Genomic DNA, 16,571 nt, shown 5'->3' with positions numbered 1-16,571 from the left:
CAATTCTTGAAGAAATGGGCTTGACAGTTGATATTGCCGAAAACGGAGAAAGTGCTGTCAGAAAGATCACAGAAGCTGATGCAGGGCATTATTCTATTGTTCTTATGGATATACAAATGCCTGTTATAGATGGCTATGAAGCGGCAAAAAGAATACGTTCGCTAAAGGATGAGGGAAAAGCTGATATTCCTATAGTTGCTGTAACTGCAAATGCGTTTGAGGAAGATAAAAAACTTGCTTTGTCTGTTGGAATGAACGGCCATCTTGCAAAACCGTATGATATCGGACAGATCAGAAAGACACTTATTGAACTTTTGATATAAAGTGTGTTTTATCTTTTGTTGTAAATAATCATTGTTATTCATCTTGATTCTAATCTAAAAAATTGGTCTTGAAATTATGCTTTATTTATGATATAATTGCATTAATCAAATATTCAGAATTAAGTGAAGATTTGACACTTTTGGGTATAAAACACTTACACTGGTAGAGCACTCGGCTGTTAACCGAGTTGTCGCCCGTTCGAGCCGGGCAGGGGGAGCCAAAAGAGCGTCTGCATCAGCAGGCGCTTTTTGTTATATTGAATTGCGTGAGATACAGGAGGCATATTATGACTGACAGCAACGATAAAAATAATAGGTTCAAGGTTATTGACTCACCCGACGGACCAATGATAATCACCAAGGCAAACGGATGTGATGTGACTATAAAATTTAAACCTGAGAGCAATGGCATTGATGTTATGGAAGAGGCCAAATATCTGATATTGCAGGCTTTTAAAGAGCGGATCAGTCGAAATTCGGGTATGGATGAAACAGATGAGGAAAATAATTCTTAAAAGTCGATACAAAAAGGCGTCTGCACTCGCAGACGCCATTGGTTTAGTCAAATTTTCCCATACTTACCAGCTGTGCTGTAAACCGTTTGCACTGTGGACAGAAGGTTATTGAGCCGCGGCTTTTTCTCATAAGCGTTGAACGGCATGAGGGACATTCGTGTCTGAACTCCACCGAAAGGGTGAAATCGCTGTTATTGAGGGAAAGCTCCTTTGCCATCTGGACAGAGAAGCTGCGGCAGTCCATACACTGATACAGATCTGTATCGCAGTTTATATAGACCTTTTCACGCTCGTATTTCATCATATGCTGGATAGTTTCGCCGAATTTACCGTACAGGGCGGCGCTTCTGAGTTCCTCCTCGGCTTCCTCAACGCGCCTGTTGTAGTTTTTTGCCATATAGCTGCCGCCGACGAAGAACTCCTCTTCGTAGCCGCATTCTTCGCATCTGTACCTGTAGGATTTTCCCATTTTCACCGCCCCTTTCTCAGTTCCTTATCCTCATAATATCATAAATATATTAAAAAATCAAGTACAAAGTGTTGACTTGCAGTTTTTTATATGCTACAATTAAGTCTACTATAATCTGGCAGGTGGTATCATGGAAATAAGACAGATCATGAAAAATGACGATTTTCCGTCGATCAGGGAGCTTTACTACAGAAGCTGGAAGTTCGCCTACAGGGATATTATCCCTATGGAGTGGATAGAAAGCCGCCCGAAGGATAAATGGGGTGGAAATATCACTGAGAACGGCAGGACAGAGATAGGTGCTTTTGAAAGGGGCAGGATAGTCGGTACTGCAAGCTTCGGCGCTTCACGATGGGAAAAGTTCAGGGAATACGGCGAGATCGTCACTATATATCTTCTGCCCGAATATATTGGCAAAGGAGTAGGTTCTGCTCTCATGGAGCGCTGTATATCTGAGCTCAAAGCTCAGGGCTACAGCCGTATACTGTTATGGGTGCTTGAGGAGAATACCCGTGCAAGACGCTTTTATGAGAAGCATGGTTTCAGGGGCACGGCTGAATACATGGACGACAATATCGGCGGCAGGGCTGTCCGCGAGGTAATGTATCTGCTTGAAATATGAGATGATATTTATAGTGAAGCAGCTGCGGGGGAGCTATTATACAGATGATAATGGCTGCTGTATACAGGTGGTAGAATAGCCAATGATTATTCATAATCTGTTAACAAAAAACCACAGTTCACGCAGAAAAAATGCAGTTTACGCAAAAGGTCTTGAAATTTCAAGGGACCTATGGTAATATAATGTCAGTTGCTTGTGATGGGCAGCTATGAAGGCAGCAATATAGTTATTATTTGTACGTTTTTTAAATAATGAGTTTCCAACAAAACATAACTTTCCTTTTTTAAATATCATTTCCTAATCATACTTCATTATTTATTATTGAACTACGAGTTTTAACTTAAACATATCATATACTTATCCCCCCTTAACTATATTGCTTTCCTTTGCTCGCAATCAAAAAGTGCAGCTCTTATGAGCTGCACTTTTTATTTTTATTCGTTTGCAGCCTGTGCAATGGATTCCACTCTGCCGAGACTCCTTATTGCGGGAAGAGCCGACAGAAGTGCTATGATTATATTAAGCGCGAGAGATGCGATCACCACAGGCAGAATGACCGTCAGTGCTGTCGGTTTGCGTAATTCGTCGACGCCGAACGTTATAATGAATGCCGCAACGCCGATGATAGTTCCCGATACAGCCGCAGTTGCGGAGAACATAACGGTTTCGAGGAGTACGCTCCTGCGGAGCTGTTTCCTTGTCATACCCACGCTCCTGAGCATCATGAGCTCGCGGCTCCTGTTAAGAACGCTGGTATTTACGGAGTTTATCATTGAGAGTATTCCCACAAGCCATATGGAAACGAGGAATATGAGAACTGTCTTTGCTATAGCGCCTATGAATGAAAAGCGTCCCGTGTTGTACGTGAACTCGTTATATGCGTAGGAGTAGTTTTCGTTGTCCTTGAAATCTTCAAAACGCTCAAGAGCTGCATCGTAGTTTTCTATGCCGTTCACAGTGAGATCAATATTATAGCGCATACCGTAATCCACGGCTTTTTTCAGCGGTATTATAATAGCATACTGTGTATCCTCGGACACGACGATACCTGTTATATGGAAGCTTTCATTGTTTACGGTAAAGAGGTCACAGCCCTTTTTCAGAGCAGTGTAGGAGCGTTCGTATTTCTCCTTTGGTGTATAGTCGGCAATATATTCCATTTCATCAGGTGCGCCGTAAACACAGTTGTTATAAAAAGCTTCGTCCCTGTCCTCAAATTCCTGATAGCTCATGCCTGTAATGGTATCAAGTTCAAGCTCCTTGTACCCGTTTTCATCTACTGCGTGCAGGAAGCAGCTGCTTGCGGATTTGCGATTGCCTGTACTGAGCTTTTCAGCGGCGAGCCTGTCAGAGCCTTCTTTTGTGCTGAGATTGTAATTATTATGTCCATATAATTTATAATTCGAGAATATTTCGGGATCATCGAAGTACTTGTCTGCGTCTGATTCAGGATCGCTGCTTGCAAACTCAAACACCTGAAAGTCAACCATTTCAATTTTGTTCTTTACTTTATTGAATTCAGAGTACGCCAGCAGCAGTATCAGCGAGGTCATAGTGAACATGAGGACTCCGAGAGCCATTGTTATGGTCGATATAACAAATCGTCCCTTTGCGACGCCGATATTCTTCCTTGTGTATCTGCTGAGGAACTTCTTCGCGCTGAGATAAAGCTTTGACTTCCTTTTGTGTAGCTTACGCCTGCTGCTTCTCGGCTTGCCGAAGTTGAGAGCCTCCGCGGGTGAGAGCTTTCGTGCCGCCCACATAGCCGAGGTATAGGCTGATATGAATATTGCTATCACCACGAGGAATGCGGCGAGGAATATGAAGGAGGGCTTTGCCGAGAACTCGAACATATCAAGTCCGCTCCTTCTGAATGCGGTGAAGGAGGCTTTGCAGAGGAGCACAGCCGATATTACACCCAGCGGAACAGCTGTGAGGCAGTAGAAAATCGCTTCTATGAATACTACAGCCGCAATCTGAAGCTTTGAAGCTCCTATGATGCGGAGAGCCGCAAAGTGGGTGCTCCTTTCCTGTACAGCCATTTCAAAGGTATTGTCGATAACAAATCTTGATATGAACCACGCTATAAGAAGTACAAGCAGTGCAGGCACGATGATAATGAACATCACCTTGTATACTGCATAAGCGCTCTTCAGTTCGAGAGCAAGGAGAAGCTCGTTGGTCTCCACGGGCATTTCATAGAATTTCGTGGAATAATCATAGCCGAGGTCTGTAAAGAGCATTTTAAGTGCTTCATCGTAGTCGAAATTGTCAATAAGACGAATGTAAAGTAATGAATTGCCTCCGTAAGCCAGTTCTGGATTGTCGTTCAGTATATCCGTTAAGCTGATATTGGTTTTAGTGCCGTTTGTAATTGAGAAGTAATATTCATATCCGTCTAATGGTGTTCTTTGCGTAAATCCCGAAATATTGACCGATATTTCCAGAGGTTCGCCGTACTGTATATCCGCCAGTGGGGTATCCTGCAAGGAAACGCCTTTTTCCTGGAGCATGGCACTGATATTGCTGTTCCGTGCCTTTTTCTTTATATCCTTCGGAAGGTCGTCAAAGCCCTTTTCACCCGGTGTTAATACAGTGCCGTTCTGTTCCTTGAGTTCGGCGCGTATCTCCTTCATTATATCCGAGGTCTCATCGTAGACTGCGGTGAAGGGAGTAATGGTCAGGTTAAGCGTATCGCCTTCGGAATAGCCCATATTCCGAAAAATATAGGGCACTATAGCTCCCTCTTCTTTATATACCTTATTATGTTGTCTGTCACGACTTGGCAGAAGATCGGTATTTCCTTCGCGTTTGTTGACAGAAAGCGAGCCTGTGGTATAGGAATTCTTACCGTCAGATATTTTGAATCTGCCGAGGCGGCCCTGACCGCTTTCGGTGAAAGCGCCGCTGAAGTGTATTTCCTCGAATCTTGACAGGTAATAATCAGACACAACGGCATGGTTCTTGGCAGTTTCAATGGCTTTTTCGTCATTGCCTGTCCATGGGCTTATCTCAAGCTCCCACAGACCTCTCTCGTCAGCGGCGTAATTGTAGCCGGTAGTGTAAATGCTGCTGCCGTAAACGCATACTGTGGACAGTATGAACGCCGAGAGCATTATGCACATGAAGGTGAGAAACGTGCGGAGCTTTTGCCTGCGTATGTACTTGAAGGAAAGTGATATAAGATGTTTCATGTCCGCACCTCCTTATTCGGAAAGCACACCGTCTGATATGCGGCAGATGCGGTCTGCCTGTGATGCGATACTTCCGTCATGGGTGATGAGTATAAGCGTCTGAGCGTACTTCTTTATGGAGCTTTTGAGTATGGAGATTATCTCGCGGCTGTTTTTGCTGTCGAGATTTCCCGTAGGCTCATCGGCAAGGATTATCTGCGGCTTGTGTATGAGCGCCCTTGCAAAGGCTACACGCTGCTGCTGACCGCCCGAGAGCTCGTGAGGGAAGTTGAGACGTTTTTTGTCAAGTCCCGTAAGCTCAAGGAGCTCATTGAGGAAGTTCATATCGGGAGAGGTGTTGTCAAGGTTGAGGGGGAGGACTATATTTTCCTCCACGTTTAGCACTGGGATAAGGTTGTAGGACTGGAAAATAAAGCCGATATTCTTTCGGCGGTAAGCCGAGAGCCCCTTGTCGTCAAGTTCGGTCAGCTCTCTGCCGCAGGCGGTTATCTTGCCGCTTGTGGGGCGGTCGAGAGAGCCGAGGCAGTTGAGCAGGGTGGTCTTGCCGCTGCCGCTCTCGCCTGTGACGGCGATGAATTCGCCTTTGTGCACTTCAAGGTCGACGTTGTTGAGAGCGTATATCATATCCTCGCCCTCACCGTACTGTTTGGTAAGTTTTTCTGTTTTTATGATGATATTGTTGTCCATAGAGCAGACCTCCGTTCCTTAGTTTACTATAGTATAATCCACTAATCTTACAGTAACATTACAAATACGAAATTTTTCTGACAGTTGCATTTTTTTATGCTGTATGTTAAAATAAGAAAAAAAGGCAGAGGTGAACTATGAACACGATACTCCTTGCAGAGGACGATGAGACTCTGAACAATAACATAAGGCTCGCCCTTGAGACCGAGGGATACAGGGTAACGGCAGTCCGTACAGCAGCTGCTGCGGAAGCCGCAGCTCCTCATGCAGACCTTATCATACTTGATATCCTGCTGCCCGACGGGAACGGTATAGAGCTTTGCAAAAAGCTTAGAAAAACGATACAGACTCCCGTTATTTTCCTCACCTCCTGCGACGACGAAGGCGATATAGTACGCGGACTCGACAGCGGCGGCGACGACTATATAACTAAGCCCTTCCGCCTGAGAGAGCTGTTTTCGCGCATACGTGCCAATCTGAGGCGTATACCCGATGTTCCCGAAATGGAGCTGACAGCCGTGGAGCAGAAGCTCCTCAGCTATCTTATGATGAACCGCGAGCAGTATCTCACCCGCGATCAGATACTGGAATACCTCTGGGACTCAAAAGGAATATTCGTGAACGACAACACTCTTTCCGTCAATATAAGCCGTCTGCGCGAAAAGCTCAGCAGGTCGGCAGGCTGCGGCAGGATAGTGACAAAGAGAGGAATGGGCTATAAATGGACAGATTTATAAGCAACCGTGCTCCGAGGAGACTTCTTCTCATATTCCTGATAATGCTTGCGCTGTCGGCTGCCGCGGCACATTTCACGGCTGAAAAATGTGCCGATATCATCGTCAGAGAGCAGATAAAAGCGGAGCTTTCCGTTGCAGGCGGCGGAAAATTCACGGGAGCTCCCGATGAAGAAGCTGTGGCAGAGGGCGAGGCAAAGCTCGGGAAATACAGCATATCAAGGGACATTCCCCCTGCGGCGATGCACAGCTACGGAAAGGTGAAGCATACGATTTTTTCGGTGCTTTTCGGCTTTATGGCGGGAGTATCCTTTTTGTGGTTCGTCCTTTCGGAGCGTGAGGTCATGGCAGTGTTCAGCGACCTTGAAAAGCTGCGTAAGGATTGCCTTGACGCGGCTTACGATACGGAAAAGGCCATAACTCTTTACGGCGAGGATCTCGGAACTGTCCATAGCTTATGCGAAAGCGCGGAAAAGCTGGTGGAGTGCATGAGGAACACAAGTCTCAAGCTGAGCAGCGAACAGGAATTCCTGAGGAATTTCCTGACCGATCTCTCACATCAGATAAAGACCTCTCTTGCAGTAGTACGGCTTAATACGGATATGCTCAGCGAGCTTGAGGACCTCCCTGCTGAGCAGCGTGACAAGCTCTCGGACGAGATACAGCTCAACCTCGACGGCATGGAAAACCTTGTTATCGAAGCAATAAAGCTCGCAAAGCTCGACACAAATACCGTGGAATACAACATGGAGCTGCTGAGCGTATCGGATGTGTTTGCCCTTGCGGTAAAGCGCATATCGCCGCTCCTGAGGCGGAAGGGCATATCGGTCAGCTCAGAGCTTCCCGACGATATAAGGATAATGTGCGACAAGGGCTGGCTTTGCGAGGCCATAGAGAATATCATCAAGAACTCCGCAGACCATTCGGAGTGTACGGAGATAACTGCCGAGCTTACGAAAAATCCCGTTATGACCACTCTTGCGGTCTCAGACAACGGAAAGGGTATCCCGCAGGAGGAGATACCAAAGCTCTTCGAGCGCTTTTCATCGAGGACCCGTGATACTTCCATGTACAGCTCAGGGCTGGGAATGTCTATCGCTCAGAAGATAGTCCGCGCTCACGGCGGTGAGATATTCGTATATTCGGAGATAGGAAAGGGGACGCGTTTTGAGTTCGTATTCCTTTTGACGGGCAATAAAAACAGAAAATAAATAAAAAGCTGTACCGCATTGAATGCAGTACAGCTTTTTCCGTATGTACAAAAATCAGTCTTTATAGATAGAACCTTCCTCGATGCTCTGGAGTACACCTGAACAGAGTTCCTTCCACTGTGCTACCTCAGCCTCGTCGTAGGAGATGACCTTCTTAGCCCATGTGCTGCAGTGTGCACAAGCGTTGGGAGCTGTCTGACCCTCTTCGAGGATATCGTTTACACAGAGTGACTTTGAGCAGTTATTGTTATTGATGAAGTGCTCAAGGAAGCCGTCGAGCTTCTTGTTGTCAACGTAGATCTTGGGAAGATGCATAGTTCTTCCGTATCTCATCATAGCCTCGGGCTTGAGTCTGTCAGCCCATCTCATAAGAGGAACTCCTGGAGGAGGACCGCCTGCAGGCATACCTGCGGGAGGAGCTGTGATGCCGTGTGCCTTTGCCCACTCTTCAGGCTCGCCGGGTCTTGGAGGTCTGCCTTCCATTACCCACGGAGGAGGACCGCCTGCTGGCATACCCATTGGAGGGCCGCCTGCGCCCATAGGAGGCATACCTGCGGGAGGAGCTGTGATACCGTGTGCCTTTGCCCATTCCTCAGGCTCACCCGGTCTCGGAGGTCTGCCTTCCATAACCCACGGAGGAGGGCCGCCTGCGGGCATACCCATTGGAGCTGCACCTGCGGGAGCTGCCTGCGGCTGTGCAGCAGCTGAGTTTGGATCTGTCTGGTCGGGACGTGTAGCGATAGTCTTAGCGCGCGGCCAGTTTACGATATCAAGAAGATTTCCGTCGTAGGACTCTTCCATATAGCCCTTTACTACATTGTGAAGGAAATCTGTTGTTCTTGTTCTGTCGATGAGCTTGATGGAGAAGTGCTTGTTGCCTGTCTCCTCAGCGAGCTCTCTGTAGTAGTGAACGTCCTCGGGACGTATGAATTCAGCTGTAAGTATAGCAGCAGGATGTGTTACCTTCTTGTATGCACAGTTTACCAGTGAATAGTCCATAGAGAACTTTTCAGGGTCTGAGTGGCCTACGAAGCAGCCGTGTGCAAGACGGAAGGGACATTCTCTCAGGCACAGATTGTTAGCGATGACACGGAGATGAAGGTCTGTGTCCTTGTACTGTGTGAGGAGCTGTCTGAGAAGATCGAATCTTCTGTTGAAGCCGTGGTCGAGAGTGATCTCGTCAACGCCCCAGTTGCGCCAGTACTCGATGTGCTGGATAGTTGTGGGGTAAGCGTAGAGACCGAGAGTTACGAAAGCATCCTTGAACTCTCTCTTTACGTACTTTATAAGGATAGGGGAATTGAGCGTGAAAGCCTTGATGCCCATATCGTACATAGTGTGGATAAAATTACGGATCTTCTTACCCATATCAGGATCGAGCTCATTCTGATCCATTGAAAGAGGATTGATAAGGTAATTGAACGTGATGTCGCGCTTCTGGCATTCCTTAACGTAATCAGCGAGCTGATCCATTGTAAAGTCAGGAATGATGGAAGCTGTACGGCCTCCCGGAAGACCGTCGTGCTTGAGCTTTCCGAAAAAGCTCGTGATGGCGTGCTTCTTGTCATACTGATCGACGAAATCGAACAGCTTGTAATCGAAGTTACAGCCAAGATCGAAGGATATAGAATCCTGATTCATGTTTACACATCTCCCTAATAAATTTGTCAGGAACTATACGTTTTGTAATATCTGCTTTTCGGTATACGCTTTGAAAATTGCTGTGTGTGATGCCTTTGATATAATATTTGTGCGAAAGACAGCCATTTTCGGCTGTCTGATATGTTTTAGTCCCCATATTAAAATTATATCATCTATTGTGAAAACTGTCAATTAATCTTATGCAACTGATTAAGATAGCTAATCCGTAATTTTTTGTAAAAAATAGCCAATGAAAAGAAGACTTTCTTGTTACATATATAAATCAGCAATGGTTTTGCGCGATAAATGGCGGGTATTACAGCCTGGATAAAAAGCTGAAAAAGGAACAAATTTTCTTTTTGAAATGACTTGACAGGGAGAAGCAGGAGTAGTATAATATAAACAGAACAGATGTTCGATAGGAGGCAGCTATGGGAAAAATATATATTGCCATTGATCTTAAATCGTTTTACGCTTCCGTGGAATGTGCCGAAAAGGGGCTCGATCCGCTGGATACGAATCTTGTTGTGGCTGACGAGAGCCGCACCGAAAAGACCATATGTCTTGCGGTATCACCGTCGCTGAAGGCTGTGGGCATCCCAGGAAGACCGCGGCTTTTTGAGGTGGTCGCCAAAGCGGAAGAGGTCAACGCGGAGAGAAGATACAGAGCTCCGCACAGACGATTTAGGGGCGAGTCGTGCAAGGCGAGCGAGCTGAACGCCGATCCTTCGCTGAAGCTCTCCTACATCGTGGCAGTGCCGAGAATGGCGCTGTATATCGAATACAGCACAAGGATATATCAGATCTACCTGAAATATATAGCTCCCGAGGATATCCATGTGTATTCCATAGACGAGGTATTCATCGACGCTACGGCTTACCTTGAGACCTACGGCATGACTGCGCGGGAGCTTGCCATGACAATTATAAGGGACGTGCTGAAAAATACCAATATAACCGCCACCGCAGGCATAGGCACCAATCTTTACCTGTGCAAGATCGCTATGGATATAGTTGCGAAGAAAATGCCCGCAGACGAGAACGGCGTGCGTATCGCGGAGCTGGACGAGATGTCGTACCGCCGCCTTATGTGGGAGCACCGCCCTCTTACGGACTTCTGGCGTGTGGGGCGGGGCTATGCGGACAGGCTTGAGCACTGCGGCATATTCACTATGGGGGATATCGCTCGTATGTCCGCCTCGGAGTTCGGAGAGAAGGCTTTGTACAGGATGTTCGGCGTCAACGCAGAGCTCCTCATAGACCATGCGTGGGGCTGGGAGCCCTGCACTATAGCGGATATAAAAAGCTACCGCCCCGAGACTAACAGCATAAGCTCGGGGCAGGTATTGCAGGAGGCGACGCCCTGCCATACCGTAAGGCTCATAGCATGGGAAATGGCAGACGCGCTTTCCCTTGAGCTTGCGGGGAAGGGCATGGTAACGGATCAGCTCACCCTGACAATAGGCTATGACGTGGAAAATCTCCGCAGGAGCTATATCATGGAGCGATATACTGGGGAGGTAAGGCTCGATCATTACGGCAGACCTGTTCCCGTACATTCCCACGGGACAGTAAACCTGAAAGCTCCCGTATCGTCGTCAAGGCTCATCACCGAAGCGGCTATGGAGCTTTTCGACCGTATCGCAGACGACCTGCTGCTGGTACGCAGGCTGACTGTCTGCGCCAACAGGATAGTTCCCGCAAAGTCCGTCCGCGAGGAAATTCGGCAGCTGGACTTCTTTACCGACTTTGAGGAAGAGGAGCGCCGCCGCAATGCGGAAAAAGAGGAGCTGCGCCGTGAGAACAGCCTGCAGCTTGCCATGCTGAGAATGAAGGAGCGCTATGGAAAAAACGCGGTGCTCCGCGGGACAAATCTCTGCGAGGGAGCTACTGCCCGTTCACGAAATCAGCAGATAGGCGGACACAGGGCGTAGTGCGGCGCTTTTGCGCCGAGCTGTCAGCTATTAGCCGTCAGCTTGTAGGGGCGCACAGTGTGCGCCCGCGAATGATACATGAATTATGAATGACCATATGCAGAGGGCGATGCGGGCATCAGCCACTGCATATCCATCTGCGAAAGGAGGCTTCGCCATGTCGGAGCAGTATGATGATATAATCAATATGCCGCATCATGTCTCGCAGAGCAGACCGCAGATGCCGAGATACAACCGTGCGGCGCAGTTCGCGCCCTTTGCGGCTCTTACGGGCTACGAGGACGCTCTTGACGAAACGGCAAGGCATACGGACGCCAAAGCCGAGCTCTGCGAGGACGACGCTGCGGAGCTGGACGAAAAAATAAGGCTTCTCGGCGCACGTATCGCCTCGGAGCCTTATTGCAGGGTCACATATTTCGTTCCCGACAAGCATAAGAGCGGCGGGAAGTACGTTACCGTGTCGGGGAACGTCAGATTTATCGAGGAAGCCACGGGGCAGATGGTGTTCTGCGGCGGACTTCGCATACCTCTCCGTGACATAGTGGGTATCTCCCTGTAAAAGAGCAAACAGCCCTATCACCGCCCAAGGAGATAAGACTGTTCTGATTTGCCCTCTTACAAAAAGGAAGGATAGCAGAAAAGGAATTAACAGCAATATATCACAAAGACCGCCTATAGTCTTTGTAAAGTGTTTGGCACGATCTCTTAGTGATACTGTATTTTCCGCTTGTCCCGAGCTATCCCGTCAGGACTTGCGGAACAGCAAACCCGAATGCAGGGATGGGGAGTAAAAGTGCAGAGCTCCCCACCTGCGGGTCTGTTGACTTGTTTTTTCTCACCTTTAACGCCCGGGTGAGATACGTATTGCGGCAGATCGGATGATATTGCCGCATATTATATAAAGCGTCTCTGTAACCTAAATCTGATAAAACCGCCGAGGACAAAGACAGACGGGAGAGGGGCCGTCTGTCTTTGTGCAAATGCCAAGCCTCGCCGTTAATGAAGCCTTAACGCTCCCGTTCCCGAAAGCGTGCGTGAAGCTTCTCAGGGTAAGCATATCTGTACACACGGAGCTTTTCGCGGCAAGCTCCCTGCGAAGCGGATATCTGCTCAGGGGAAAGCCCCTTCGGCAGAAATAAAAAGCTCTCAAAGGACTTGTGGAAACACCGACCGTTTTTACGGGATCTGTGTATATGGGAGGGGTAACAGTTCCAAAAGCCGAACGTTCCCACCATTGTCCTTAAGAGTTGATCTGCTTGAATACAGACTTTTCCGCAGGCAGTCGGGCAAGCGCCCTAAAACTGCGGAGAAGTCTGTCATTACTGACATTATTCAATTTTATCACTCCAAATTTCAATATCCCATGCGCTTGCCCGCACAAGTTGCAGACATCTTATAAGCAATCCGCTATTGCTTTATCTTTATTATAAATAATATATGAATTGATAACAACCGATAAAATAAATATTAGGTGGACAAAATGAAGAACTTGTGCAAAAAATCCCCGTACTGCCCAAATATTGCGGCAAATACGGGGATATTCGACATTGTAAAAAGCGTTGTTCCGACACAAAATGTTACAGGAAGTAATTACATCTTTTTTGGTGTACGTACATCCTGCGGAGAGACATCTGTTGCTTCGCTTTTTGGTCTCTGCTGCGGGTATGAGCGATTTATGGCTACATACCGCGGTGCACCGTCCTCCGTGGATATCAGACAGATATAATTTATGTCCTGATCGCCGTAAGGGTAGACCTTGTACGGAACAGGTTCGCTTCCCTCGAAGATACAATCTTCGTCGGAGTAGTCCGTATCGGGAGCGGTCTCGCCTGTCAGCGTGTAGCAGGTATCGTTTACGTAAAATACATTTCCTGCTGCAGTTGTCGTTTCTGTATCAATGGGCTGTAACTGTGTCGCAGTTGCAGTGGTTGTTGTTAATGCAGTAGTTGTTGTGGTGGTTAGTGTAGTAGTTGTTGTCGTCGTTGTGCGTGTAAATGTAGTTGTATTGACCGTAGTCGTCATTCTTGTGGTAGTTGTTGCGATGACAGTTGTGTCAGCCCCATGGTGCGTTGTGGTCGGGATCGGGGTGATCGACGTTGTAAGCAGAGATGTCGTCATATCGAACGGAGAAGTTGTTCCTGCGGTCGTTGTTGCTATGACTGTGACATCCTCACGGCAGGTCGTAGTCGTTCGCGGAGCAAAAGTGCTTGTTGTACGTGTAGTTGTCGTTGTACGTACAGTATTTGTACGCACAGAAGTTGTTGTACGTATAGTTGTTTCGCGTGTGGTCGTTGTACGTATAAATGAAGATGTATAGGCAGGAGTTGTCCATCGGGCAGTCGTGATTAAGTTTGGCTTTGTCGTCACATCTTCATGAACTGTCATAGTTGTCTGAGGAGGCGGCGGCAATTCGGAAGCTGTTGTGTTTATCGGAGACGTATTTCGTGTGGATGTTGTTCTTTCCGTTAATGTACGGGCAGTCGTCTCTGTTCTCGTAGCTGACGGTGATCCCGAAGCTGCAGGTACCATACTTGTGCTGCCTGTCTGTGAAGCTGTAACAGTGTCTGCAAGAGAAGAAGCGGTCGCAGAAGTCGCCTTTGCAGTAGTATTCTTTGTAGCTGTGGCTGATACAGTGGTTTTAGTGTCGGATGAAGTTGTGAGAGTGGTTGCTGCTGTGCCTGAGGTAACAATATCTGTAACTATGGCAGGATCTGTTATCTGAGGCGGAAGCTCGGGCTTCAGCTTGCTGTTGCGCCATATGCCGAAGCATACTGCGAGCATGAGACAGCAGCTCATTGCAAGTGCGGAACGTCTTACGAATATTGACTTCTTTCTTTCCTTTTCTTTCAGGTATTCTTCTCGGCGCTGAAAAACACTGTTAGCTACATCTTTATAGTCTTTCATACTCAAAGCCCTCCTTTTCAAGCTTTGATCTCAGCGCGAGCTTGGCTCTGTACAGGAGATTTTCTATCTGCCGTCTGCTCTTTTTCATTACAGCGGCAGCCTCGGCATTGCTCAGCTCCTCAAAAAAGGTGAGATACAGCACCTGTCTGTATTCCGAGCTTAGAGTCTCCATAGCCCTGTGTAGTGAGATCTTTTGTTCCTCGCGAAGATAATCCTGTTCTATATCACGCTCATCGGAAATATCATAGCGGTCTTCGAGAGGAGTATCGGAGATGCGGGAGCTTTTACGCATACCGTCCAGTGCTGCGTTGCGCCCAATGGTATAAAGCCATGTTTTGAAGGAGCTTTTTCCTGAAAAACGAGGTTTTTTTGCAGCGAGCTTGAAGAAGGTATCTTCCATGAGCTCTTCTGCAAGGCTCAGATTGCTTGTTATGCCGTTGAGATAGAGTATAAGTCCGTCTTTATATACGCGGATAAGCTCCACCATAGCCTCGTCATCACCGTCGAGGTAACGGCGGTATAGTAAAGAACCGCTGTCCATGAGCGTCCCCCCTTTTTTCTCAGGATGCTCTCCCTCACTTATTAGACGTGCGGGAGGCTGAAATCTCTCATTAAATTTATAAGGAAATCATATTTAAATAATACCCTAAAATTTTATAACAGTCAAGGGGAATTTATATTATTTCCGGGGGCGTTTGATATAAAATTTTCTCCTCGGAACATTTCATTTCTTGCTATCTTTGCTGAAAATGTGCATTTTTTGCTGTTCTCGTTGACAGAGATTGTCTAAGGTGATATACTGAAATTGCGAAATAACGTGAAATAGTCCGTTTTTTTTACCTTAAAACAGGACTTTTGGAAATCAAGACAAGTTTAAGATTATTTTAAGATTGCTTTTGTATCATGTACACAAGATGAAAAACGTATGAGGACTCTGTGAGTCCGATATTAAGATTACATGAAAAATCACTATGGAGGGATACGTTATGTTCAAAAAATCAGCAAGAAGAACAGCCTCAGGCATAGTAAGCCTTGCAATGCTCCTCGGAACAGCAGGACTTTTCCCTGTTACACAGGCGTATGCAGCAAGCTCTGTAACTATCAATGAGGTATGTCCGAAAAATTCCACCTATACCGCTCCCGACGGCGGCACATATGACTGGATCGAGCTTTACAACAGCTCGGGCAGCGCTGTTGATATCAGCGGCTGGGGCATAAGTGACAAGGCTGATACTCCTTACCGCTTCACATTCCCGTCAGGTACTACCATTCAGGCAGGCGGAAGAAAGATAGTATTCTGTGACGGCACAGCAGGCGAGACAAATTCGGCTATAGCTCCTTTCGGACTTTCCACAAGCGGTGAGACCCTCACACTTACAGACGCTTCGGGAAATATAGCTTCACAGATCACATTTGATGATATGGCAAAGGATACTTCCTACGGTCAGTATCCCGACGGCAGCGGCGAGTTCTATGTGCTTTCCACAACTCCCGATGCTGCAAACGCAGCTCCCGAGGGGTCAAACGCAGTAAGAACTCCCGGCTTCTCCGCAGAAAGCGGTTTCTACAACAGCAGTTTCTCCCTCACACTTGAAGCTCCGCAGGGCACAACAGTTTACTATACACTTGACGGAAGCGATCCTACGACCTCTTCCGAGAGATATACAGGTCCTATCACAGTTCAGGACATGACGAGCCAGCCCAACAAGCTCAGCGCAAGAACGGATATCTCGGCTTATACAGATATCCTCGCTCCCGATGAGGGCGTCCTCAAGGCAGCAGTTGTACGTGCTATCGCTGTTGACTCTCAGGGCAGAGCAAGCTCGGTCGTAACAAAGACATACTTCGTAGGATCAACAAATGTTGACAAATACAAGAACATGAAGGTCATCTCACTGGTTACCGATCCCGACAACCTCTTCGATTACGAAAAAGGCATCTATGTAACAGGTAAGGTATACGAAGAAGGCGGCGGAGGCATGGGCTTCGGCGGCATGGGCGGCTTCGGCGGCGGTAACTGGAACATGGGCGGCGACGCAGCTCAGGGCGGCGCAGGCGGCTTCAATATGGGCAACTGGAACATGGGCGGTCAGAACGGTGACGCAGCTCAGGGCGGTTTCAACATGGGTAACTGGAACATGGGCGATGTACAGCTCGGCGGTGCAGGCGGTCCGGCAGTAAATGCTGACGAGGACGTTCAGCAGGGCGGCGCTCAGCAGGGCGGCTGGAATATGGGCGGCCAGCAGGGCGGCTTCAACTTCGGCGGTCAGCAGGCAGGCGGTGACGCAGCTCAGGGCGGTGCCCAGCAGTGGGGCGGCTTCGGCGGTCAGCAGGCAG

Annotated in this window: 14 protein-coding genes; 8 read left to right on the top strand and 6 right to left on the bottom strand. The window is 47.7% G+C overall.

The window, feature by feature from the left end; genetic code table 11:
- Both Q0R37_RS10705 and Q0R37_RS10700 read left to right on the top strand, forming a co-directional pair.
- Positions 1-323 (top strand): response regulator (locus Q0R37_RS10705; protein ID WP_294754315.1); only part of this gene is annotated, 323 nt, incomplete at its 5' end.
- 287 nt (positions 324-610) lie between these two features.
- Positions 611-838 (top strand): hypothetical protein, encoded by a 228-nt coding sequence (locus Q0R37_RS10700; RefSeq protein ID WP_294754313.1) that lies wholly within the window; start codon positions 611-613, stop codon positions 836-838.
- Positions 839-881: 43 nt separating this feature from the next.
- Here Q0R37_RS10700 and Q0R37_RS10695 read toward each other — a convergent pair whose 3' ends face one another.
- Complete coding sequence (locus Q0R37_RS10695) at positions 882-1,307, bottom strand: hypothetical protein (RefSeq protein ID WP_294754311.1); 426 nt, start codon at positions 1,305-1,307, stop codon at positions 882-884.
- Between the two features lie 130 nt (positions 1,308-1,437).
- Here Q0R37_RS10695 and Q0R37_RS10690 point away from each other — a divergent pair, with 130 nt between their 5' ends.
- Positions 1,438-1,929, top strand: a complete 492-nt coding sequence (locus tag Q0R37_RS10690) for a GNAT family N-acetyltransferase (RefSeq protein ID WP_294754309.1) — start codon at positions 1,438-1,440, stop codon at positions 1,927-1,929.
- 434 nt (positions 1,930-2,363) lie between these two features.
- Here the strand turns inward: Q0R37_RS10690 and Q0R37_RS10685 are convergent, their stop codons facing one another.
- Positions 2,364-5,123, bottom strand: coding sequence for an ABC transporter permease (locus Q0R37_RS10685; RefSeq protein WP_294754307.1), 2,760 nt, complete (start codon positions 5,121-5,123; stop codon positions 2,364-2,366).
- A 12-nt stretch (positions 5,124-5,135) separates the two neighbouring features.
- On the bottom strand, positions 5,136-5,810 hold the full coding sequence (locus Q0R37_RS10680) for an ABC transporter ATP-binding protein (protein ID WP_294754305.1): 675 nt from the start codon (positions 5,808-5,810) through the stop codon (positions 5,136-5,138).
- Positions 5,811-5,947: 137 nt separating this feature from the next.
- Here Q0R37_RS10680 and Q0R37_RS10675 point away from each other — a divergent pair, with 137 nt between their 5' ends.
- Positions 5,948-6,547, top strand: coding sequence for a response regulator transcription factor (locus Q0R37_RS10675; protein WP_294754303.1), 600 nt, complete (start codon positions 5,948-5,950; stop codon positions 6,545-6,547).
- Entirely contained in the window at positions 6,532-7,755 is a 1,224-nt protein-coding gene (locus Q0R37_RS10670) for a HAMP domain-containing sensor histidine kinase (protein ID WP_294754301.1), read from the top strand. Before Q0R37_RS10675 ends, Q0R37_RS10670 begins: the two co-directional genes overlap by 16 nt.
- Before the next feature lie 54 nt (positions 7,756-7,809).
- On the opposite strand, the gene Q0R37_RS10665 is transcribed toward Q0R37_RS10670, so the two are convergent.
- Entirely contained in the window at positions 7,810-9,396 is a 1,587-nt protein-coding gene (locus Q0R37_RS10665; RefSeq protein ID WP_294754299.1) for a hypothetical protein, read from the bottom strand.
- 431 nt (positions 9,397-9,827) lie between these two features.
- On the opposite strand from Q0R37_RS10665, the gene Q0R37_RS10660 reads away from it, so the two are divergent.
- Positions 9,828-11,330: a DNA methylase gene (locus tag Q0R37_RS10660; protein ID WP_294754297.1), complete on the top strand. Its 1,503-nt coding sequence runs from the start codon at positions 9,828-9,830 to the stop codon at positions 11,328-11,330.
- A 157-nt stretch (positions 11,331-11,487) separates the two neighbouring features.
- On the top strand, positions 11,488-11,889 hold the full coding sequence (locus Q0R37_RS10655; RefSeq protein WP_294754295.1) for a hypothetical protein: 402 nt from the start codon (positions 11,488-11,490) through the stop codon (positions 11,887-11,889).
- 1,031 nt (positions 11,890-12,920) lie between these two features.
- Here Q0R37_RS10655 and Q0R37_RS10650 read toward each other — a convergent pair.
- Together Q0R37_RS10650 and Q0R37_RS10645 are read right to left on the bottom strand one after the other, a co-directional pair.
- Positions 12,921-14,234 (bottom strand): hypothetical protein, encoded by a 1,314-nt coding sequence (locus Q0R37_RS10650; protein ID WP_294754293.1) that lies wholly within the window; start codon positions 14,232-14,234, stop codon positions 12,921-12,923.
- Positions 14,221-14,775, bottom strand: coding sequence for an RNA polymerase sigma factor (locus Q0R37_RS10645; protein ID WP_294754291.1), 555 nt, complete (start codon positions 14,773-14,775; stop codon positions 14,221-14,223). The genes Q0R37_RS10650 and Q0R37_RS10645 overlap by 14 nt, the downstream gene beginning before the upstream one ends.
- Positions 14,776-15,220: 445 nt before the next feature.
- Here Q0R37_RS10645 and Q0R37_RS10640 point away from each other — a divergent pair.
- Positions 15,221-16,571, top strand: a 1,351-nt coding sequence (locus Q0R37_RS10640; protein ID WP_294754289.1) for a lamin tail domain-containing protein, incomplete at its 3' end; no start/stop codon positions are given.

Source organism: uncultured Ruminococcus sp. (assembly GCF_946415235.1).
In the GTDB taxonomy this organism is placed as follows: Bacteria; Bacillota; Clostridia; order Oscillospirales; family Ruminococcaceae; genus Ruminococcus.
This window is presented reverse-complemented; position numbering and strand designations above follow the sequence as displayed.